The following is a 20,230-nucleotide window of genomic DNA, read 5'->3' on the forward strand; positions in this document are numbered from 1 at the left end:
CTCAGGGGGGGCTGAGCTTGTAGCCGACGCCTCGCACCGTCTCGATGATGTCGCCGGCGGGGCCGAGCTTCTCGCGAAGGCGCTTGATGTGCGTGTCCACCGTGCGGGTGTGGATCTCCGCTTGAATGCCCCAGACATCGGACAGGAGCACCTCGCGCGTCTGCACGCGGTCGCTGCGCTCCAGCAGGGTGCGCAGCAGCCGGAACTCCAGCGCGGTGAGCACCACTTCCTCGCCCTTGACGCGCACCTGATGGCGCGACGTGTCCAGGCTGATCTCCCCCGCGGACAGCACCGCCGCGGGGCCTTCCTCCGCGTCCGCGCGGCGCAGCACGGCCTTGACGCGGAGGAGCAGCTCGCGGACGGAGAAGGGCTTCACCACGTAGTCATCCGCGCCCAGCTCCAGCCCCTGGATGCGGTCGGCTTCCTGGCCGCGCGCGCTCACGATGACGACGGCGGTCTTCTTGAGGTCCGGGTCGCTCTTGAGCATCCGCAGGACCTCGCCGCCCGCCACATCGGGGAGCATGAGGTCCAACAGGACGAGGTCCGGCGGGGCGGCGCGCGCCCGGGCCAGCCCGCCAGCGCCCGTGTTCGCTGACTCGGTCTCGAAACCCGCGGCGCGAAGGTTGTAGTCGACGAGCCCGGCGAGGTCCTGCTCGTCCTCGATGATCAGGATGCGTGCCATGTGTCCGGCCCCCCTACCAGAATCCGTGTCGTGCGCTTTGTAGCAAGCCTGCGACGAAACCCCAGCGCTCCGGGCTCGCCCGCTCGCCGGGCGGCCCGAGGGTCGCTCACGGCGCGAGCGTGGGGTCGCAGTCCTGGGCGGCGAGCGTCAGCGGCGCGGCGACCAGCGTGGCGTTGCGGCCCGCGTTGACCTCTCGGAGGTAGTTGCAGGAGCTGCCCAGGAAGCGCGGCGGGCTGTCCGAGGACAGCGCCTCGATGACCAGGGCGTAGTCGCGGCCCACGGGCACGTCCACCTCCAGCGCCTGGGACGCGCTCTCCAGGTTGACCGGGAAGCGCAGCGCACGGGCCTGGTGGCCAGCGCCGTTGGTCAGCATGAGGAGGGCGTCGGAGGTCACCTGTCCGGCCAGACAGGTGCGCTGCAGGTCGGCGCAGCTGCGGCGTGAGCCGTCCTTGAGGACGACGACCTGGAAGGCCCCCAACTGGCTGGCGGCCGAGGCGCTGACGCGCAGCTCCATGCCCAGGTTCGCGCCCTCATCGAGGGACTCGGAGCCGCATGCGGCGAGCCCCAGGCACAGCGCGGCGGAAAGGAAGAGGCGCTTGCTCATTGCGGATCCACGCGGACGGTGATGGGGACGCGACCGCGCTCCCCCGAGGACGAGAGGGCCACGACCCCCGCCGTGCCCCCGATGGCGACCGCGCCCACGGCCACCCACAGCCAGGGGCTCTTGTACCAGGGCCGGGAGGTGTCCTCGGCGACGGCCGGGGCCGCCACGGCCCGGGGCATCACCTGGAACACGAGTGGCTGATACGAATCCCCGCGTCCGGCCAGCCGGCGCTGCGCCGCGTCCGCGACCTCGAAGTAGTACTCGACCTCGTACGAGGTGGGCTCCGCCGGCAGCTCGTAGGCGGGCACCGTCGCGCGGTAGTGCTCTGGCGCGCCGCGCTCTCGCGAGAAGTCCACGGAGTTGAAGCCCTGGGCTCCCACGCGCCGGTAGAAGAGGCGCGCTCGGGCGCCCAGCGCCATGTCCTGGATGGTCGCGGTCACCACCACGGGCTCACCTGGCGTGGGGTCCGGGATGGGGTCCACCTCCAGCGTGACGGGGCGCAGCCGGCGACTCTTGATGTCCTCCTTCAGCTTCGCGAACAGGGCCCGGATCTTCGGCGGGGCGCTGCGGGCCAGCTCGAAGTCGGGGCGGGCCTGGAGCAGCTTCTCATAGGCCGCGCGCGCGAGCGTCTCGTCGCCGAGGTAGAGCGCCGTGAGGCCCTGGAGGCGGTAGAGCTCCACGAGCTGATCATCGGTCACGTCCGGCGCGTCCAGGCCCGCCTGCACCGTCTTCAGCGCCGCCTCAAACTCACCGGCGTCCAACTGGGCCCGTGCCTGGGCAATCTCCGGGCTCGCGAGCCCAATCTGTGAGAAATGGGGAGGGGGAAAGAGGGGACGGGCGGAGCTGGGCACGGCGAGCGCCACTCCCAGGATACAGACACCCACACGCATGCTGGTGGCTTGACGACGCATCAGTAGGTGGAAAGTACCAGAGGCGTGTCCGAGGGATCCATTGTGGGCGTGGGCCGACGCGTCACGATGGGGTGTCGAGGACACGGAGCCGATCGTGGACTCCGGCGTGTTGACTGCAAGGGGGAGTCCCTCTATGTTGCGCGCCCTTTTGCCTGGAAGCCTTGTAGATGGTCGTAAAGATTGAACAAATCAAAGAGACGGGGCTGACGCTCGACGAGCCCGTGGGTCTCCCTCTGCTGACGGAGGTGCTGGAGGGCGCGGCGCCCGGCACGGACACCGGCTTTCAGGCGACCGGTCCGTCCACGCTCCACGCGACCTTCCGCAAGGTCAGCGGTGGCGTGCTGCTCGAGGGCAAGCTCACGGCGCACGTGAAGGCGCCCTGCAAGCGCTGCCTCGCCGAGGTGACGCTCGACCTGCCCGTGTCCTTCCTGCTCAACCTGGTGCCGGAGTCCCTGGCCCGAGGCGACGACTTCAATGACGACGATGAGTCGTCCATGGAGAAGAAGGAGCGAGGGCAGGGAGAGTCCGGAGGCTCGTTCGAGCTGGAGTCGGCGGACCAGCAGGTCTTCGATGGAAAGACGATCGATCTGGATCCGATCGTCCGGGAACAGGTATTGCTCGCGCTCCCGATGAACGCGGTCTGTCGGGAAGACTGCCAGGGGCTCTGTGCGCAGTGCGGCCAGAACCTCAATGAGAAGAAGTGCGGCTGTGAGACGAAGGTCGTTGACCCTCGGCTGGCACCGCTCAAGAACATCAAGCTGAACTGACGGTCCCTATGCCCCTCGCAAGGCGCGGGGGGGGACGGGATCGAAGCCGAGGTGAGTCGTGGGAGTTCCCAAGAAGCGGACGTCGAAGATGCGCCGGGATCGCCGCCGGGCGGCCAACAACAACCTGCGGTCGGCCGTGCAGGTCATCAAGTGCGCCAAGTGCAAGGAGCCGGTGCTTCCTCACCGCGCCTGTGCGGCGTGCGGAACGTACGGCGGCCGAGAGGTCATCGCGACGCAGGCGTAGTCCACGGACGCCACGCCAGTGCGCCTCGTCCTCGATGCCATGGGCGGCGATCACGCCCCCGGTGCCGTCGTTGATGGAGGCGTGCTGTTCGCGCGGGCCTACCCCGGGCACGAAGTCGTGCTGGTCGGGGATGAGGCCCGCGTGCGTCCCGTGCTGGAGAAAGCGGAGCCGCCCGAGAACGTCCTCTTCCGCCATGCCTCTGAGGTGGTGGAGATGGACGAGCACGCGTCGGCGGCCTTCCGACGCAAGCGTGATTCCTCGCTCCGGGTGGGCTTCGAGCTCGTCCGCGATGGCGAGGCGTCCGCGTTGGTCTCCGCCGGCAACTCCGGGGCGGTGATGGCTGGAGGGCTGCTGACGCTGGGGCGCATCCCCGGGGTCGAGCGGCCGGCCATCGCGGCGCTGTTCCCGGCGCTCAAGGGCGGCGGGCGGTGCCTGTTGTTGGACGCGGGCGCCAACGTGGACTGCCGGCCCTTGCACCTGGCCCAGTTCGCCGTGCTCGGTGAGGCGTACGTGCGGATGCGCCTGGGCATCGCGCGTCCTCGCGTGGCGGTGCTCTCCAACGGCGAGGAGCCCTCGAAGGGAACGGTGCTCACCCGCGAGGCGAGCGCGCTGCTGCGCGGCTCCCCGCTGGAGTTCGTGGGCTACGTGGAGGGCAAGGACCTGTTCTCCGGCGACGTGGAGGTCGTCGTGACAGATGGGTTCACCGGAAATGTCGTGCTCAAGACATCCGAGGGCGTGGGCATGGGCATGGCAGGGCTCATGCGGCAGGCCATCGAGAAGCGAGGCGGCCTGCCCGAGAAGCTCGGCGCGTTGCTCCTCAAGCCGACCTTGGCGGGGCTGCGCCGCGTCATGGACTATGCCGAGTATGGCGGCGCGCCGCTCCTCGGTATCCAGGGCGTGGGCATCGTCGCGCACGGCCGGTCGTCGCCGCGCGCCATCTTCAACGCGCTCGTCACGGCGCTGCAGGCGGCGCGCTCGGGCATGCACGAGGAGATGACACGTTGCATTCGCAACGCGGCTGCATGGCTCCCTGCCCAGCAGAAGGGAAAGAAGGCGACAGACGCTAACGAATCCGATTAGAGAACGATGGCCGAGCGTTGGGGTCCGATGACACTCCGGAGTTCCCGTGGAACGCACCCAAATCGTCGGAACCGGTTCGTACGCCCCCTCGCGCGTCCTCACCAATCAGGACTTGGAGCGCCTCGTTGACACCACCGATGCGTGGATTCGAGAACGCACCGGCATCGAGGAGCGCCGTCAGGCCGCGCCCGATGAGTCAACCAGCGACATGGCCGTCCAGGCGGCGCGGCCCGCGCTGGCCATGGCGGGCATCCAACCCGAGGACCTGGACCTCATCGTCGTCGGCACCGTGACGCCCGACATGCCCATGCCCTCCTGCGCGGCGTTCGTGCAGGCGAAGCTGGGGGCCCGGCGCGCCTTTGCCTTCGATGTGGCCGCGGCCTGCTCGGGCTCGCTCTATGCGCTGAGCGTGGCGGACCAGTTCGTGCGCACGGGGCAGGCGCGGCGCGCCCTGGTGATTGGAGCGGAGCTCTTCAGCCGGTCGCTCGACTGGTCGGACCGCAACACGTGCGTGCTCTTCGGCGATGGCGCCGGGGCGCTGGTGCTGGCGCCCGTGTCGGACACCGACGACTCGGGTCCTCCGCGCGGCATCCTCTCCACGCACCTGCGCACGGACGGCGCCCACGCGGAGATTCTCACCATCCCTGGCGGGGGCTCGCGCATGCCCATGACGGAGGAGGTGCTGCACGAGCGGCTGAACACCGTGCACATGAACGGCCGGGAGGTCTTCAAGTTCGCCGTGCGAGCCCTGGTGGACTCCACCCACGAGGCCCTGGCGGCGCACGGGCTCGAGCCGGGCCAGGTCGACCATGTCATTGCGCACCAAGCCAATCTCCGAATCCTGGAGGCGGTGCTGGCGCGGCTGGAGATTCCGCGCGAAAAGTGCTGGCTCAACCTGCACAAGTACGGCAACACGTCGTCCGCTTCACTGCCCATTTCCCTGGATGAAGCGCTGCGCGCTGGCCGCCTGAAGCGCGGGGACATCATCGTGATGATGGCTATTGGCGCCGGGATGACCTGGGGAAGCGCGGTGGTGCGCTGGTAGGACAACAGGAGGTAGGACCGCAACATGTCGAAGGTCGCGTTCGTTTTCCCGGGGCAGGGCAGTCAGGTCGTTGGGATGGGCAAGGATCTCTACGAGGCATTCCCCGAGGCCCGGGCCGTCTTCGACGCCGTGGATGATGCGCTCGGAGAGAAGCTCTCCACGACGTGCTTCGAGGGCCCCGAAGAGGCGCTCAAGCTCACCGCCAACACGCAGCCGGCCATCCTGACGGTGTCCCTGGCCGTCCACGCCGTCTTCTCCAAGCGCGGTCCTGCGCCGGCCTTCGTGGCGGGCCACTCGCTGGGCGAGTACTCCGCCCTGGTGGCCGCTGGGGCCATGGGGTTGGCGGATGCCGCCCGGGCCGTGCGCGCGCGCGGCACGTTCATGCAGGAGGCCGTGCCCGCGGGCGTGGGGGCCATGGCCGCCGTGCTCGGCCTGGCGCCGGACAAGGTGAAGGCCGCGTGCGATGCGGCCGCGCAGGGGCAGGTGGTGTCCCCGGCCAACTACAACTCGCCCGAGCAGACCGTCATCGCCGGAGACGCCGCCGCCGTCGAGCGCGCGGGCGTGCTGTGCAAGGATGCGGGCGCCAAGAAGGTCATGCCGCTGCCTGTGTCCGCGCCGTTCCACTGCGCGCTGATGGATCCCGTGAAGCCGCGGCTCGCCGAGGTGTTGGGCCGCGTGTCCCTCTCCGCGCCGCGGGTGCCGGTGGTGACCAACGTGGAGGCGCGGCCGAACTCGGACGTGGCCCGCGTGGTGCCGCTGCTCCTGGAGCAGGTGAGCGCGCCAGTGCGGTGGATTGAGTGCGTGGAGGCCCTCCACGCCGAGGGCGTCACGCGCGTCATTGAGCTGGGGCCGGGCAAGGTGCTGTGCGGCCTGGTGAAGCGCATCACGAAGGACATTGAGACGTTCAACGTGGAGAACACCGCGACCCTGGACAAGGTGCTCGCGGCGCTGGGGGCGGCATGAGCGGCTTCAAGGACAAGGTCGTGCTGGTGACGGGCGGTTCGCGTGGCATCGGCCGGGCGTGTGCGCTGGCGTTCGCGAAGGCGGGCGCGGCCACCGTGGTCATCAGCTACGTGGGCAATGAGGCGGCCGCGCAGGAGACGGTCGCCCTGCTCCAGGGCGCAGGCGCCAAGGCCGAGGCCGTGCGCTTCGATGTGGCGGACGCCACCGCATGCGCCACCGCCGTGGACAACATCGTCAAGGCTCATGGTCGCATCGACGTGCTCGTCAACAATGCGGGCGTCGCGGTGGACGGGCTCGTGATGCGCGTGAAGGACGAGGACTGGGACAAGCAGCTCGACACCAACCTCAAGGGCGCCTTCGCGCTCATCCGCGCTGCCAGCCGGCCCATGATGAAGCAGCGCGGCGGCGCCATCATCAACCTCACCTCCGTGGTGGGCGAGATGGGCAACGGCGGCCAGGCCGCCTACGCGGCCTCCAAGGCGGGACTCATCGGCTTGACCAAGTCTGTCGCCAAGGAGCTGGCAAGTCGGAACATCCGCGTGAACGCGGTATCTCCAGGGTTCATCGGAACGGACATGACGTCCCACCTCGATGACGACCTGCGGCAGAAGATGACCGCGGGCATCCCGCTGGGGCGGTTGGGCAACGCGGATGAGGTCGCGGGGGCCGTGTTGTTCCTCGCGGGTGACGCGGCGTCCTACATCACCGGTGAGGTCCTGAAGGTGAACGGCGGCATGTACATGTAAGCCGCGGTTGGATTGCCGCCGGGCGTGGGATATACCGCGCCCGCCTTACATCGGCCCGGGAGTAACGCCGGGGCCCCATCTGGTTCCCCCTGGAGGGTTCTACACTTATGTCGACGTCAACCATCGACCCCAAGGTCGTCGAGTCCAAGGTCAAGTCCATCATCGCCGACCAGCTCGGGGTGGGGGAGGATGAGATCAAGCCCGAGTCCTCCTTCATCGAGGACCTTGGCGCGGACAGCCTCGACATCGTGGAGCTCGTGATGGCGATGGAGGAGGAGTTCGAGGTCGAGATCCCCGACGAGGAGGCCGAGAACATCAAGACGGTCGGGGACGCCATCAACTACATCAACACCCACAAGAAGTAGCTTGTAGCACCACGGCGTGTCGGGGCAGGTGGAGCGCTGGTAACGGCGTTCCCATGCCCTTCGCGGCCAGCGCGGAGAGGAACGTGACAAACCGTCGAGTCGTCGTCACCGGCACCGGAATGATTTCGGCGCTGGGCACCGGGACCGAGAAGAACTGGCAGGCGATGCTCGCCGGCAAGTCTGGCATCGGTCTCGTCACCCGGTTCGACCCGGGAAAGATCGACGCGCGTATCGCGGGCGAGGTGAAGGACTTCGTTCCGGAGGAGTTCATCGACAGGCGCGAGGTGCGCCGGATGGACCTGTTCGCGCAGTACGCCATGGCCGCGGCGGACATGGCCGTGAAGGAGTCTGGGATTCCCATCGGCCTGGATACGCCCAACGGCTATGCGCCGGAGAAGGTGGGCGTCATCGTCGGCTCGGGCATCGGTGGCATCTCCTCCCTGGAGGAGCAGCACCGCAAGGGCCTGGAGAAGGGGTTCGACCGGCTGTCGCCCTTCTTCATCATCCAGATGATCGTCAACATGGCGCCTGGGCTCATCTCCATGCGCTACAACTGCAAGGGCCCCAACTGGGCCCCGGTGTCCGCGTGCGCCACCAGCGCGCACGCCATTGGCGAGGCCTGGAAGTCCATCCGCCTGGGTGAGACGGACGCGGCCATCGCCGGTGGCGCCGAGGCCTCCATCACCCCGCTGGGGTTGGGTGGCTTCGCGGTGATGAAGGCGCTGTCCACGCGCAATGACGACCCCGCGGGGTCCAGCCGCCCGTTCGACAAGGAACGGGATGGCTTCGTCATGGGCGAGGGCGCCGGCATCATCATCCTCGAGGAGATGGAGGCCGCGAAGAAGCGCGGCGCCAACATCCTCGCGGAGCTGGTGGGCTATGGCGCGAACTCGGACGCCTACCACGTGACGCAGCCGGCGCCCGAGGGCGAGGGCGCAGCGCGGTGCATGCGGCTGGCGCTGCAGACGGCGGGCATGCGGCCCGAGGACGTGGGCTACATCAACGCGCACGGCACCTCCACCGAGTTCAACGACGCGAACGAGACCAAGGCCATCAAGACCGTGTTTGGCGACCACGCCCGCAAGCTGGCGGTGTCGTCGACGAAGTCCATGACGGGCCACATGCTCGGCGCGGCGGGTGGCGCGGAGGCGGTGGTGAGCGTGCAGGTGCTCACGCGCAACGTGCTGCCGCCCACCATCAACCAGACCACGCCGGATCCGACGTGCGACCTGGACTACGTCCCCAACCACGCGCGCGATGCGAAGGTGGACGCGGTGATGAGCAACTCGTTCGGCTTCGGTGGCACCAACGCGGTGCTGCTGTTCAAGCGCTTCAAGTAGTCCACGGCTCGGTGGCTCGCGTCCGTCCAGGCGCGGGCTTCTCCGAGACCCTCTCTTCCGGGGCGGGGGGCGCAAGCCCTGACCGCCCCGCCTTCTTCGGAGTCCCGGGTGAGAATCCTCCTTGCTTCCGACCACGCGGGCATCGAGCTGCGCCAGGAACTGGTCGCGGCGCTGAAGGAGCGCGGCGTCGCCTACGAGGACGCAGGCCCCCAGACGCGTGAGTCGGTGGACTACCCCGACTTCGCCTCCAAGGTGTCGCGGGCCGTGGCGGCGGGCGAGGCCACGCTCGGCGTGCTCGTGTGCGGCACGGGCATTGGCATGAGCATCGTGGCCAACAAGCACCGCGGCGTTCGCGCGGCGTTGTGCACCACCGAGTTCGAGGCTCGGATGGCGCGCGCCCACAATGACGCCAACGTGCTGTGCCTGGGCCAGCGCGTGGTGGGCGCCGGCGTGGCGCGCGGCATCCTGGAGGCGTTCCTGTCCACCGCCTTCGAGGGCGGGCGCCATGAGAAGCGCGTCCAGAAGATTCGCGAGGCGGAATCGCAGGGCTAGTTCGCCCGTTACCCGCAGTCTTTGCACCGAGGGAACCCATGGAGAACACCCGCACGCTGGCCCAGGTTGATCCGGAGATCGCGCACGTCCTCCGAGAGGAGACGCAGCGCCAGGAAGAGGGCCTGGAGCTCATCGCCTCGGAGAACTTCGTCAGTCCGGCGGTGATGGAAGCGGTGGGCTCGGTGCTCACCAACAAGTACGCCGAAGGCTACCCCGGCAAGCGCTACTACGGCGGCTGTGAGGTGGTGGACGTGGCCGAGAACCTGGCCATCGAGCGCGCCAAGGCGCTGTTCGGCGCGGAGTCGGCGAACGTGCAGGCGCACTCGGGCAGCCAGGCGAACATGGGCGCGTACATGGCGCTCATGAAGCCGGGTGACACGATGCTGTCGCTCGACCTCAACTCCGGCGGACACCTCACCCACGGCGCGGGCTTCAACTTCTCCGGCAAGCTCTACAAGGTCGTCCACTACGGCCTGACGCGCGACACGGAGACCATCGACTTCGCGCAGGTGGAGGCGCTGGCCAAGGAGCACAAGCCCAAGGTCATCGTCGTGGGCGCGAGCGCCTATCCGCGCACCATCGACTTCGCGAAGTTCCGTGAGATCGCCGACGCGGTGGGCGCCGCCATGATGGTGGACATGGCCCACATCGCGGGCCTGGTGGCCGCGGGCGTGCACCCCTCGCCGGTGCCCTTCGCGGAGATCGTCACCACCACCACGCACAAGACGCTGCGCGGTCCGCGCGGTGGCATGGTGCTCAGCCGCGAGCCGTTCGCCAAGGCCATCAACAGCCAGATCTTCCCGGGCATCCAGGGCGGGCCGCTGATGCACGTCATCGCGGGCAAGGCGGTGGCCTTCAAGGAAGCACTGTCGCCGGAGTTCAAGGCCTACCAGCGGCAGCTCGTCGCCAACGCGAAGGCGCTGGCCGAGGCGCTGAAGTCCGCCGGGCTGCGGCTGACGTCGGGCGGAACCGACAACCACCTGATGCTGGTGGACCTGCGCCCCAAGAACCTCACGGGCAAGGTGGCCGAGGCCGTCCTGGACAAGGCCGGCATCACGGTGAACAAGAACATGATTCCGTTCGACCCGGAGAAGCCGATGGTCACGTCCGGCATCCGGGTGGGCACGCCCGCCATCACCACGCGCGGCATGCGCGAGGCGGACATGGCCGTGGTGGGCCGGCTCATCGGCGACGCGCTCGACCATGCGCAGGACGACGCGGCGCTCGCGCGGATCCGCGGGCAGGTGAAGGAGCTGGCGAAGGGCTTCCCGCTGTATGCCTCGCGGCTGAAGTAGAAGGAGCCTGTCCCCTCCCGTGCGCTGCCCCTTCTGCCAGGACGCCGAGAACAAGGTCATCGACTCGCGCGAGTCGCACGAGGGCTCGGTCATTCGCCGGCGCCGCGAGTGCCTGGCGTGCAAGCGCCGCTTCACCACGTATGAGCGGGTGGAGGAGCTCTACCCGCTCATCGTGAAGAAGGACGGCCGGCGCGAGGCGTTCGACCGGGAGAAGATTCTCAGTGGCCTGAAGAAGGCTTGCGAGAAGCGGCCCGTGTCGGTGGACCAGATGGAGTCCACCATCGAGGACATCGAGCGGGTGCTCCAGGGGATGGGGGAGAAGGAAGTCCCCTCGTCCTATCTGGGCGAGCAGGTGATGCGCCGGCTCCAGCAGATGGACGAAGTGGCCTATGTGCGCTTCGCGTCCGTCTACCGCAGCTTCCGCGACATCGCCGAGTTCATGCACGAGTTGAAGGACCTGCTCGAGGACTCGGAGCGCGAGCGCAAGGCAAAGCCTGCTGCGCCTCCGGTCAAGGGCGGTTAGGAAGGGCGTATGCGGTTGCTGACGCGGGCACGGTTGGAGGCTTCCCGGACGCCTCGGGCGAAGCGCGCGGCGGACTTCGACCGCGCGGTGGCCGAGTTCTTCATGCGCATCGCCCTGGAGGAAGCCTCCAAGGGCCTGGGGCGCACCAGCCCGAACCCCGTGGTGGGCGCGGTGCTGGTGAAGGGCGGCCGGATCATCGCGCGCGGCTATCACAAGAAGGCCGGCACGGCCCACGCGGAGGTCGTCGCGTTGGAGGCCGCTGGCACCAAGGCGCGCGGCGCGGACCTCTACACGACGCTGGAGCCGTGCGACCACTATGGCCGCACGCCGCCGTGCAGCCTGGCCATCCTGGAGGCCGGCGTGCGCCGCGTCTTCTGCGGCTCGGCGGATCCAAACCCGCTGGTGAGCGGCAAGGGCGTGGCGCGGCTGCGGCGTGGCGGGGTGAAGGTGGTGACGGGCGTGCTCCAGGACGAGGCGGACGCGCTCAACCGGCCCTTCTTCCACGTGCTGAAAACGGGCCTGCCGTGGGTGACCCTGAAGGCTGCGGTCACGCTCGACGGCAAGCTGGCCACGGCCACCGGCGACTCGCGCTGGGTGACGGGCGAGGCCGCTCGCGCGTGGGTGCACCAGCTTCGCGACCGGGTGGACGCCATCCTCGTGGGGGCCAACACCGTGCGCCTGGATGACCCGAAGCTCACCACGCGGCTGCCCGGTGGCGGCGGCAAGGACGCGGTGCGCGTGGTGGTGGACTCGCGGCTGCGGTTGTCGGCCAACGCCACGGTGTTCACGCAGCGCAGCTCGGCGCGCACCGTGGTGGCCACGCTGGAGGATCCCGAGGGGCGCAAGGCGCGGAAGCTCGCGGCGCTGGGCGTGGACGTGTGGCAGGTGCGCGCGAAGAAGGAGCGCGTGGACCTCACCGCGCTCTTGCGCCGCATGGCCAAGGCGGGGATGAGCCACGTGCTCGTGGAGGGCGGCTCGGAGCTGTACGCCTCCTTGTTGCGCGAGCGGCGGGCCAACGCGCTCGCGCTCTTCCTGGCGCCCAAGCTGATTGGGGCCTCGGGCCTGTCGTGGGCGGGCGACCTGGGCGTCCAGGCCATGTCCCAGGCCTTGAAGGTGAAGAGCCTCACCTTGGAGCACATTGGAGAGGACGTTCTGCTCCAGGCGCTGCTGTGACGCGCGGGCGCGTCCGGGCTCGCCTTTGGTGATAAGCCCGGCGCCATGTTCACCGGTCTCATTCAGGATGTGGGGGTCGTGGAGCGCGTCGTCCCCGGCGCGATGACCGACCTGTGGATTCGCACCGCGTTGGGCGCGGCCCAGTTCGAGCTGGGCGAGTCCATCGCCGTCGAGGGCGCGTGCCTCACGGTGGTGTCGCGCTCGGCGGACACCTTCCAGGTCCAAGCGGCGCCCGAGACGCTGCGGCGCACCACCCTGGGCGCCTTCCGGCCCGGGGACAAGGTGAACCTGGAGCGCGCCCTGGCCCTGGGGGACCGCCTGGGCGGGCACCTGGTGGCGGGACACGTGGACGCCGTCAGTCAGGTGCTGGAGACGTACGCGGAAGGGGGCTCGTGGGTGATGGTGTTCGCCCTGCCCCCCGAGCTGGCCCCTTGCTTCATCGAGAAGGGCTCGGTGGCCATCGACGGCATCAGTCTGACGGTGAACACCGTGGGGGCGGACCGGTTCAGCGTCCAGCTCATCCCCGAGACGCAGGAGCGCACCACCCTGAGGGCCAAGGGGGTGGGGTCTCGGGTGAACCTGGAGGGGGACCTGATTGGCAAGTACGTGGCCCGGCTGTTCACGCTGCGGGGCGGGCAGGCGGGCCCTGGGCTGACCGAGGCGGCCTTGCGGGCCGCTGGCTTCGGTGGGGCTCGGGAGTAGCGACGCGGGCGCGCGGATGGTGTAGGACGCGCGCCATGCCTCGCTATTTCGAAGGGGATTTCCTCCCGCCCAAGGGCCGGTTCGCCATCTGCGTGGCGCGCTTCAACAGCTTCATCACCGAAGAGCTGCTGAAGGGCGCCGTGGACACGCTGGTGCGTCACGGCGTGGCGGATGGGGACATCGATGTCTTCCGCTGCCCGGGTACGTATGAGCTGCCCGGCCTCACGCGCCGCGTCGCGGAGACCCGCCAGTACGCGGGAATGATTACGCTGGGCGCGGTCATCCGGGGCGGCACGCCTCACTTCGACTACGTGGCCGGGGAGTGCGCCAAGGGCATCGGCTCGGTGGCGTTCAACGCGGCGGCGGGTACCCCGGCGACGGCGGTGACGTTCGGCGTGCTGACGTGCGATACGGTGGAGCAGGCCATTGACCGGGCGGGCGTGAAGGCGGGCAACAAGGGCGCCGAGGCCGCGGTGGCGTGCATCGAGATGGTGAATCTCTTCGCGCGCATGTCCGCGCCGGAGAAGAAGGGTTAACGCGGATGGGCGCGCGTAGAACGGGACGCGAGCGGGCGCTGCAGGCGCTCTACCAGCTCGAGATGACCCCGAGTGGCAGCGCGGCTGAGGCGCTGGCCTCGGCGTGGGCGGCCTCCCAGGAGGACGGCAAGCCGGAGCCGGACGCGGTGAAGTTCGCCCGCGAACTGGTGGACGGGGTGCAGGGCCACCTGGCCGAGATTGATCAGCTCATCGAGAAGCACAGCCACAACTGGCGGTTGGACCGCATGTCCCGTATCGACCGGAACGTGCTGCGGCTGGGCATCTTCGAGCTGAAGTACCGCCCGGACATCCCTCGCAAGGTGTCCATCAACGAGGCGGTGGAGCTGGGCAAGAACTTCGGGACGGAGGAGTCGAGCGCCTTCGTCAACGGCCTCCTGGACCGCGTGGCGGTCGCACTCGGGAAGCCGTGAGCCAGACGACCCCCCTGGATGTGGGCTTCGAGGGCCTGGACGCGCTGGGCGACGTGGACGCCCTGTGCCTGTTCGTGGCCGAGGACGATCGCCCCCTGCCGGCCACGGCGGGGTTCGTGGACTGGCGCCTGTGCGGCGCGCTGTCGCGGGTGCTCCAGGGGGGCTTCTTCACCGGGGTGAAGGACGACTGGCTCCTCCTCCCCGCGGACGGGAAGCTGCCCGTGCCGCGCATCTTCGTGGTGGGCCTGGGGCCCCGGAAGAAGCTGGACGCGGCGGCCCTGGGGGCGGCGCTGGCCGGCGCGGCGAAGGTGCTGGGCCGGGCGCAGGTGAACGCGGTGGCCCTGGAGGTCCCCGCGGGGGGGCTCCTGGATGACACCGCCCGGATGGAGGCCTACCAGCGGCACTTCCTGCCGGCGTTCAAGGGCGGACGGGTGTCCCTCCTGGCGGACAAGGCGCTCGTGCGATTGCTGCCAGCCCGCAAGGGCTGACGCTCGGCGGACGCACCCCGAGTCTGATAGCATCGGGGGCCCGGGGCGAGAGCGCGCATGAGGTTCAAGGTGCTGATCGTGGAGGACTCCAAGGCGTCGCGCGAGTTCATCGCCGCGACCGTGGAGGCCGTGGACGAGGTGGAAGCCATCAGCACCTCCAGCGGCTTCGAGGCGCTCAAGCTGCTGCCTCGCCACCGGTTCGACCTCATCATCACCGACATCAACATGCCCGACATCAACGGGCTGGAGCTCATCAACTTCGTCAAGAAGAACCCCAACTACCGGGACGTGCCGCTGTTCATCATCACGACCGAGGGGCGGGAGCAGGACCGCGAGCGCGGCATGGCCCTGGGCGCGGCGGAGTACCTGGTGAAGCCGTTCGTGGCGGGCAGTCTGGAAGGGCTCTTGCGGCGGTACCTGAAGCTCCCGTGATGACCGGCACCAAGGCATTGGCGGAGTTCGTCGCCGAGGCCACGGAGATTCTGGATGCCCTGGGGCGGGACCTGCTCGCCCTGGATGAGGTGCGTGGGCGCGACGACGCGGACCCCGAGCGGGTCAACGGCCTGTTCCGCGCGGCGCACTCCCTCAAGGGGCTGGCGGGCCTGTTCGGACAGGAGCGCATCGCTCGGCTGGCCAACGGCGCGGAGGACCTGCTGGACCGGCTGCGGCTGGGGCGCCTGCGGCTGGACGACGCGGTGCTGGACTCGCTGGTGGACGCGCTGGACACCTTCCAGTCCCTCCTGGCCGAAGCGTCGCGCGGCGAGGAGACGGACGGCCTGAGCCGGCGCGCCGAGGACATGGCGACGCGGCTGGCTCGGCTGGGTTCGCCTCCGCGCGCCGCCGAGGAGGATCCGCTCGAGCGGCTGGAGCTGGACCCGCAGGTGCGGGCTGTCTTCACCGAGTACGAGGAGCACCGGCTACGCGAGAACGTGCGCCGCGAGGTGTCACTCTGGCGCGTGCGGGCCGCGTTCGATTTGTCCGATTTTGACCAGGGGCTGGCGGACCTGAACGCGCGCCTCAAGCCGCTCGGGGAGATCATCAGCACCTTGCCGTCGGCGCGGCCGGGCGGGGTGAACGGCATCGCCTTCGATCTCATCTTCGGCGCGCAGGTCAACGGCGATGCGCTGACCTCGGGCCTGCTGGGGACTCCGGCGGAGCTGTTCCAGCTTCCGGTGCGCCCGGTCGTCGGGGCGATGCCGGTCGCGACCGCCGCGTCGCCCGAAGGGGCCCCCAGCCCGAAAGCCCGACGGGGTGGAGGGCGGAAGAAGGCCGCCCGCGCTCCGCCGCCCTCGGAAGAGACTGCTCCGCCCGCGGGCGAGGGGGCTCCCTCCGCGCCTGGGGTCCCTCCGCGCATGCGCGCCGTGCCAGCGGTGGAGAGCGCGGCGCCCCTGGCGAGTGATGCGGGCGGGGCGCGTCCGGAGGCGGAGCCCTCGCTGCGCTCGCTGACGCAGACGGTGCGCGTGGACATCGGGCGGCTGGACGGGCTCATCAACATGGTGGGCGAGCTGCTGCTCATCAAGGCGAACCTCCAGCGACTCGCGGAGACGACGCGGCAGGACGGCGCCATCGCGGTGTCGAAGCTCTTCGGGCAAGAGCTGGCGCGCGAGACACGGCAGCTGGAGCGCAAGCTGGAGGCGCTCCAGGAAGGGCTGCTCGAAGCGCGCATGGTCCCGGTGGGGCAGGTGTTCGACAAGCTGGCCCGCCTGGTGCGCCGCATCGCCCGCGACGCGGGGAAGGAGATCGACTTCGCCATCAGCGGTGGCGAGGTCGAGCTGGACAAGCTCATTGTCGAGGAGCTGAGCGATCCGCTCATGCACCTCATCCGCAACGCCATCGACCATGGCGCGGAGCCTCCGGAGGCGCGGCTCGCGGCGGGCAAGTCGCGGCGCGCGGTGGTGCAACTGCACGCCGAGCAGAAGGGCAACCACGTCGTCATCAGCGTGAGCGATGACGGCTCGGGCATCGACGAGACGGGCGTGCGCGACGTGGCGCTCGCGCGGCGGCTGGTCACGCCCGCTCAGGCCGCGGAGATGAGCCGCCGTGAGCTGCTCAACCTCATCTTCCTGCCCGGCTTCTCCACTCGCGACCGGGTGAGCGAGCTGTCCGGCCGAGGCGTGGGCCTGGACGTGGTGAAGAACAACCTGGGCAACCTGTCCGGCATCATCGACGTGTGGAGCGAGCGAGGGCGCGGCACCGCGTTCCACCTGACGCTGCCGGTGACGCTGGCCATCATCCGTGCGCTGGTGGTGGGCGTGAGCGGGCGCACGTACGCGGTGCCGCTCAACAGCGTGTTGGAGATCCTCGCGGTGCGGCCCGAGGACATCAGCACGGTGGAGCGCCGCGAGGTGCTGGACCTGCGGGGCCAGACGCTGCCCTTCCTGCGCCTCGCGCGGCTGTTCCATCTGCCGGAGCGCCCGGTGGGGCGCCACTTCGTGGTGGTGGTGGGCCTGGCGCAGCAGCGCATGGGCATCGCGGTGGACGAGCTGCACGGCCAACAGGACATCGTCACCAAGCCCTTGGGCGGTCGCCTGCGCTCGGTCCGAGGCATCTCGGGGGCCACGGACCTGGGCAACCGGCGCACGGTGTTGGTGTTGGATGTGGCGGAGTTGCTGGAGGAGGGCATCGCTCAGGAGCGGCGTCGCGCCTGAGCCCGCGCACCGCACCGTGCGGGCTGCTATCCTTGGCCGCTGTGCCCCGCTTCGACGCGCTGCTCGACGACTTCTTCTACCGGCCGGACGAGGACGTCTCGGGGCTGGTGGACTTCGCGGCCGGCAGCCACGGCGTGACGCCCCAGGCCGTGGAAGAGGTGCCCGAGGAGTACCTGTCCTTCCTGCTGGAGGACGAGTGCTACGCGGTGCCGCTGCTCGCCGTGCGGGAGATCTGCAAGGTGCCACCCCTCACGGAGATCCCGCGGGCGGAGCCGTGGCTCCTGGGCGTGATGAACCTGCGCGGCGAACTGCTGCCCGTGTACGACGTGAAGCTGCGCCTGCGGCTGGCGGAGGTGCCCGCGAGGGTGGCGGGCCCCGAGGCGCTGCCGGCGCCCCGCGCGGCGCGCATCCTGGTGTTGAAGACGGAGGAGGGGCCCGCCGGCGTGTGGGTGGACAGCGTGCAGGGCGTGGTGCGGCTCAAGCCCTCGATGCTGGAGGCCGCGCCGCCGGGACTTCGTGGCGAGCGCGACTGTGTGGTGGGGCTCGGCCGCCGAGGCGCGCAGCTCTACATCCTCCTGGACCCCGAGCTGGCGCTCGCCTCATGACGAATCCCGTGAACCTGTTGGCGCGCCGCCCTCGCGCGGTGACGGAAGCGGACGCCGCCGCGCATGACCCTGTCGTGCAGTTGTGCGCCTTCTTCGTGGGCCGCGAGGAGTACGTGCTCGACATCCAGCGGGTGGAGGAGATTCTCCCGCTCCAGCGCGTCATCCCCATCCCGCACACGCCCTCGTTCGTGGAAGGGGTGCTGCACCTGCGTGGCGCCATCCTCCCCGTGGTGGATCTGCGGCGGCGCTTGCAGGGACACGAGGGGCCCGCGACGCCCAAGACGCGGCTGCTCGTGTGCCGGGTGGGAAACCGGCGCGTGGTGGTGCGGGTGGACCGCGTGGCGGAGGTGCTGCGGGTGCGCCGGGGCGACATCCAGCCCGCGCCCGCCGTGGTGAGCGCGGGACGTTCTCCGTTCGTGGTGGGCGTGTGCGGGCCTCCGGAGCGGCTGCGCCTGTTGCTGGACATCAAGGCGCTCCTGCGCTCGGAGCTGGAGCGCGAGGCAGCGCGGCCCGGAGGGGCGGAATGAGCGACGTGGCCGACGTGCCTTCGCGCGAGGAGGAGCGCTACCGGGCGATGCAGGCGTTGGATCCGCTCGCGTCGGACGCGCTGGAGTCCTTCATTGGCGGCCTGCACGATGAGAGCTGGCGCGTGAGGCACGCCGCCGCCGAGGGGCTCCAGCGGTTGCCGGAGGCGCCTCGGGTGGCGACGCGGCTCATCTCCGTGCTGGGCGAGCGAGGCGAAGCGGGCGCGCGCAACGCGGCGGCCGAGGCGCTGGCGGGCCTGGGGGACGCGGCATTGGGGCCGCTGGTGCGCTTGCTCGCGCACGAGGATCCGGATCAGCGCAAGTTCGCGGCGGACATCCTGGGGCAGCTCGGGCGGCGGGGCGACGTGGTGGAATCCGTGCTCGTACGGGCCCTGGGCGATGGGGACCTCAACGTGCGCGTGTCCGCCGCCGAAGCGCTGGGGCGCGTGGGGGGCGCGGGCGCGGCGCGAGCGCTGGAGTCCCTGCTGGACGCCGACGAGTCGCTGCTGCGGCTGGCGGCACTGGAGGGCCTGGCGCTCTTGGGGCAGCCGCCTCCGCTGGACGTGGCACTGGCGCTGGCGGATGACGCGAGCCTGCGGCGCAGCGCCCTGCGTGTCCTGGGCCTGAGGCCCGAGCGTGCGGCCTTGGAGCGCGTCTGCGCGGGGCTGGGCGCGGGGGCTCGCTCGGTGCTCGAGGCGGCCTTGGGCGCGCTGGGCACGCAGGTGGCGCGGCGCGATGGCGCCCGGCGTGACGAATTGGATGGGCTCGTGCGAGGCGCGCTGGCGAAGCTTCCGGATGCATCCGCGCGCGTGCAGCGGGCGCTGGAGTCGGACGACGTGGCGGTGAGGGCCGGGGCATTGCTCGCGGCCGGAGTGCTGGAGGACGCGGCGCTGGCGGTGCCCGTGGCGGAGGTGGCGCGAGAGGACCGGCTGCTGCGCGAGGTGCTGCACACGCTGGGGCGTCTGGGCCCCGAGGGGGGCCGGGTCCTCCTGCGACACATGGGAGAGCTGTCCCTGCCCGCGCGCACGGCGGCGACCGAGGCGCTGGTGGACCTGGTGGATGCCGACTCGGTGCCGGCGCTGGAGTCGCTGCTCGACTGGGCCGAGGATGACCTGCGCGCCGTGGTGGTTCGGGCCCTCGGGCGCACCAGCGCTCCGGAGGCCGTGCGTCCGCTGGTCGAGCTGCTTGGAGATCCGTCCCTGTCGGGCGCGGCGATGCGCGCGTTGGTCGCGCTGTCCGAGCCCCATGCGAGCGCGGTGCTGAAGGCGCTGGATGAGTCCGTGTCGCGGCGCGCGACGCCCGCGGCGGTGGCGGTGCTGGGGCGGGTAGGTGGCGCGCTCGCGCTGCCGGTGCTGCGGCGCCTGGCTCGGGACGCGGAGCCCGCGTGGCGCGCGGCGGCGGTGGAGGCGGCGGGCGAGGTGGACTTCCGCGCGGGTGGCGAGTTGGCCCGTGGGGCGCTCGCGGACGAGGCCGCGGCGGTGCGCATCGCGGCGGTGCGCGCCACGGGACGCCTGGGGGGGCCGGATGCGGCCGCACTGCTGCGGCCCGCGCTCGCGGACGAGGACCTGGGCGTGCGGTTGGCGGGCGTGGATGCGGTGGGCGAGTGTGGCGCGCTGGAGCGCGTGCCGGAGCTGGAGTTGCTCGCGCGTCACGAGGACGGCGCGCTGGCGGTGCAGGCCGTGCGTGCGCTCGCGAGGTTGGGGGCGGTGGGCCCGGAGGTGCTCCGCGTCGCGGCGGGCCATGCGGACTCGGAGGTGGTGAAGGCCGCGCTGGCCGCAGGCGCGGGGACGCCGCCAGGGTTGACGCTGGCCGAAGCGCTGTTGGGCCACGCCGAGTGGGATGTGCGCGCGGCGGCGGCGAGGGTCTTGGGGGAGGTGGAGGGGCCTGGGGCCGAAGCGGCCCTGCGGATGGCGCAGCGAGCGTTGGGGGCCGAGACGGACAGCCTGGCGCGGCGGGCGCTCCTGGATGCGGTGGAGCGCCTGTCGCGGCGATAGGGCGAGGAGGGG

The 20,230-nt window shown here is 70.4% G+C and carries 24 protein-coding genes; 21 read left to right on the top strand and 3 right to left on the bottom strand.

All coding sequences use genetic code 11. From position 1 onward, the window contains the following. Nucleotide 1 precedes the first annotated feature (1 nt). The 3 genes from KRR26_RS26360 to KRR26_RS26370 all read right to left on the bottom strand — a co-directional run bounded on the left by KRR26_RS26360 (nucleotide 2) and on the right by KRR26_RS26370 (nucleotide 2,137). Entirely contained in the window at nucleotides 2-682 is a 681-nt protein-coding gene (locus KRR26_RS26360) for a winged helix-turn-helix domain-containing protein (RefSeq protein ID WP_120210782.1), read from the bottom strand. A 106-nt stretch (nucleotides 683-788) separates the two neighbouring features. Continuing rightward, nucleotides 789-1,286: a hypothetical protein gene (locus tag KRR26_RS26365; RefSeq protein ID WP_120210783.1), complete on the bottom strand. Its 498-nt coding sequence runs from the start codon at nucleotides 1,284-1,286 to the stop codon at nucleotides 789-791. Continuing rightward, on the bottom strand, nucleotides 1,283-2,137 hold the full coding sequence (locus KRR26_RS26370) for a tetratricopeptide repeat protein (RefSeq protein WP_233577538.1): 855 nt from the start codon (nucleotides 2,135-2,137) through the stop codon (nucleotides 1,283-1,285). Before KRR26_RS26370 ends, KRR26_RS26365 begins: the two co-directional genes overlap by 4 nt. A 227-nt stretch (nucleotides 2,138-2,364) precedes the next feature. Here KRR26_RS26370 and KRR26_RS26375 point away from each other — a divergent pair, with 227 nt between their 5' ends. The 21 genes from KRR26_RS26375 (at nucleotide 2,365) to KRR26_RS26475 (ending at nucleotide 20,218) form a co-directional block, all read left to right on the top strand. Further along, on the top strand, nucleotides 2,365-2,964 hold the full coding sequence (locus tag KRR26_RS26375; protein WP_217081160.1) for a YceD family protein: 600 nt from the start codon (nucleotides 2,365-2,367) through the stop codon (nucleotides 2,962-2,964). Nucleotides 2,965-3,022: 58 nt separating this feature from the next. Next, a complete protein-coding gene (rpmF, locus tag KRR26_RS26380) occupies nucleotides 3,023-3,208 on the top strand; it encodes a 50S ribosomal protein L32 (protein WP_120210786.1) in 186 nt (61 codons plus the stop codon). Nucleotides 3,209-3,226: 18 nt separating this feature from the next. Then, nucleotides 3,227-4,288 (top strand): phosphate acyltransferase PlsX, encoded by a 1,062-nt coding sequence (gene plsX / locus KRR26_RS26385; protein ID WP_120210787.1) that lies wholly within the window; start codon nucleotides 3,227-3,229, stop codon nucleotides 4,286-4,288. 46 nt (nucleotides 4,289-4,334) lie between these two features. Then, on the top strand, nucleotides 4,335-5,333 hold the full coding sequence (locus tag KRR26_RS26390) for a beta-ketoacyl-ACP synthase III (RefSeq protein WP_217081161.1): 999 nt from the start codon (nucleotides 4,335-4,337) through the stop codon (nucleotides 5,331-5,333). Nucleotides 5,334-5,357: 24 nt separating this feature from the next. Further along, nucleotides 5,358-6,296 (top strand): ACP S-malonyltransferase, encoded by a 939-nt coding sequence (gene fabD / locus KRR26_RS26395; protein WP_120210789.1) that lies wholly within the window; start codon nucleotides 5,358-5,360, stop codon nucleotides 6,294-6,296. Beyond that, the gene (gene fabG, locus KRR26_RS26400; protein WP_217081162.1) at nucleotides 6,293-7,042 is read left to right on the top strand and encodes a 3-oxoacyl-[acyl-carrier-protein] reductase; all 750 of its coding nucleotides are present in this window, start codon (nucleotides 6,293-6,295) and stop codon (nucleotides 7,040-7,042) included. The genes fabD and fabG overlap by 4 nt, the downstream gene beginning before the upstream one ends. Before the next feature lie 107 nt (nucleotides 7,043-7,149). Further along, entirely contained in the window at nucleotides 7,150-7,407 is a 258-nt protein-coding gene (gene acpP, locus KRR26_RS26405) for an acyl carrier protein (protein WP_120210791.1), read from the top strand. An 83-nt stretch (nucleotides 7,408-7,490) separates the two neighbouring features. Further along, a complete protein-coding gene (fabF, locus tag KRR26_RS26410; RefSeq protein ID WP_199723973.1) occupies nucleotides 7,491-8,747 on the top strand; it encodes a beta-ketoacyl-ACP synthase II in 1,257 nt (418 codons plus the stop codon). 108 nt (nucleotides 8,748-8,855) lie between these two features. Continuing rightward, nucleotides 8,856-9,299: a ribose 5-phosphate isomerase B gene (gene rpiB, locus KRR26_RS26415; protein WP_120210793.1), complete on the top strand. Its 444-nt coding sequence runs from the start codon at nucleotides 8,856-8,858 to the stop codon at nucleotides 9,297-9,299. Between the two features lie 38 nt (nucleotides 9,300-9,337). Beyond that, nucleotides 9,338-10,594, top strand: a complete 1,257-nt coding sequence (locus KRR26_RS26420) for a serine hydroxymethyltransferase (RefSeq protein ID WP_120210794.1) — start codon at nucleotides 9,338-9,340, stop codon at nucleotides 10,592-10,594. Nucleotides 10,595-10,613: 19 nt separating this feature from the next. Beyond that, nucleotides 10,614-11,117: a transcriptional regulator NrdR gene (nrdR, locus tag KRR26_RS26425; protein WP_120210795.1), complete on the top strand. Its 504-nt coding sequence runs from the start codon at nucleotides 10,614-10,616 to the stop codon at nucleotides 11,115-11,117. Nucleotides 11,118-11,126: 9 nt separating this feature from the next. Next, nucleotides 11,127-12,290 (top strand): bifunctional diaminohydroxyphosphoribosylaminopyrimidine deaminase/5-amino-6-(5-phosphoribosylamino)uracil reductase RibD, encoded by a 1,164-nt coding sequence (gene ribD, locus KRR26_RS26430; RefSeq protein ID WP_120210796.1) that lies wholly within the window; start codon nucleotides 11,127-11,129, stop codon nucleotides 12,288-12,290. Between the two features lie 45 nt (nucleotides 12,291-12,335). After that, on the top strand, nucleotides 12,336-12,992 hold the full coding sequence (locus KRR26_RS26435; RefSeq protein WP_120210797.1) for a riboflavin synthase: 657 nt from the start codon (nucleotides 12,336-12,338) through the stop codon (nucleotides 12,990-12,992). A 35-nt stretch (nucleotides 12,993-13,027) separates the two neighbouring features. Beyond that, nucleotides 13,028-13,528, top strand: coding sequence for a 6,7-dimethyl-8-ribityllumazine synthase (ribH, locus tag KRR26_RS26440; RefSeq protein WP_120210798.1), 501 nt, complete (start codon nucleotides 13,028-13,030; stop codon nucleotides 13,526-13,528). A 5-nt stretch (nucleotides 13,529-13,533) separates the two neighbouring features. Continuing rightward, a complete protein-coding gene (nusB, locus tag KRR26_RS26445; protein ID WP_120210799.1) occupies nucleotides 13,534-13,959 on the top strand; it encodes a transcription antitermination factor NusB in 426 nt (141 codons plus the stop codon). Then, the gene (locus KRR26_RS26450; protein ID WP_120210800.1) at nucleotides 13,956-14,447 is read left to right on the top strand and encodes a M17 family peptidase N-terminal domain-containing protein; all 492 of its coding nucleotides are present in this window, start codon (nucleotides 13,956-13,958) and stop codon (nucleotides 14,445-14,447) included. Before nusB ends, KRR26_RS26450 begins: the two co-directional genes overlap by 4 nt. Before the next feature lie 57 nt (nucleotides 14,448-14,504). Continuing rightward, nucleotides 14,505-14,879, top strand: coding sequence for a response regulator (locus KRR26_RS26455; RefSeq protein ID WP_120210801.1), 375 nt, complete (start codon nucleotides 14,505-14,507; stop codon nucleotides 14,877-14,879). Beyond that, on the top strand, nucleotides 14,879-17,095 hold the full coding sequence (locus KRR26_RS26460; RefSeq protein WP_236069220.1) for a chemotaxis protein CheA: 2,217 nt from the start codon (nucleotides 14,879-14,881) through the stop codon (nucleotides 17,093-17,095). Before KRR26_RS26455 ends, KRR26_RS26460 begins: the two co-directional genes overlap by 1 nt. Before the next feature lie 41 nt (nucleotides 17,096-17,136). After that, nucleotides 17,137-17,700: a chemotaxis protein CheW gene (locus KRR26_RS26465; RefSeq protein WP_217081182.1), complete on the top strand. Its 564-nt coding sequence runs from the start codon at nucleotides 17,137-17,139 to the stop codon at nucleotides 17,698-17,700. Beyond that, nucleotides 17,697-18,227 (top strand): chemotaxis protein CheW, encoded by a 531-nt coding sequence (locus KRR26_RS26470; RefSeq protein ID WP_120210803.1) that lies wholly within the window; start codon nucleotides 17,697-17,699, stop codon nucleotides 18,225-18,227. The genes KRR26_RS26465 and KRR26_RS26470 overlap by 4 nt, the downstream gene beginning before the upstream one ends. Further along, nucleotides 18,224-20,218, top strand: a complete 1,995-nt coding sequence (locus KRR26_RS26475) for a HEAT repeat domain-containing protein (RefSeq protein WP_120210804.1) — start codon at nucleotides 18,224-18,226, stop codon at nucleotides 20,216-20,218. Before KRR26_RS26470 ends, KRR26_RS26475 begins: the two co-directional genes overlap by 4 nt. The last annotated feature ends 12 nt before the right edge of the window (nucleotides 20,219-20,230 follow it).

Origin of the sequence: Citreicoccus inhibens, assembly GCF_019039035.1 — a bacterium.
GTDB classification, from domain to species: domain Bacteria; phylum Myxococcota; class Myxococcia; order Myxococcales; family Myxococcaceae; genus Citreicoccus; species Citreicoccus inhibens.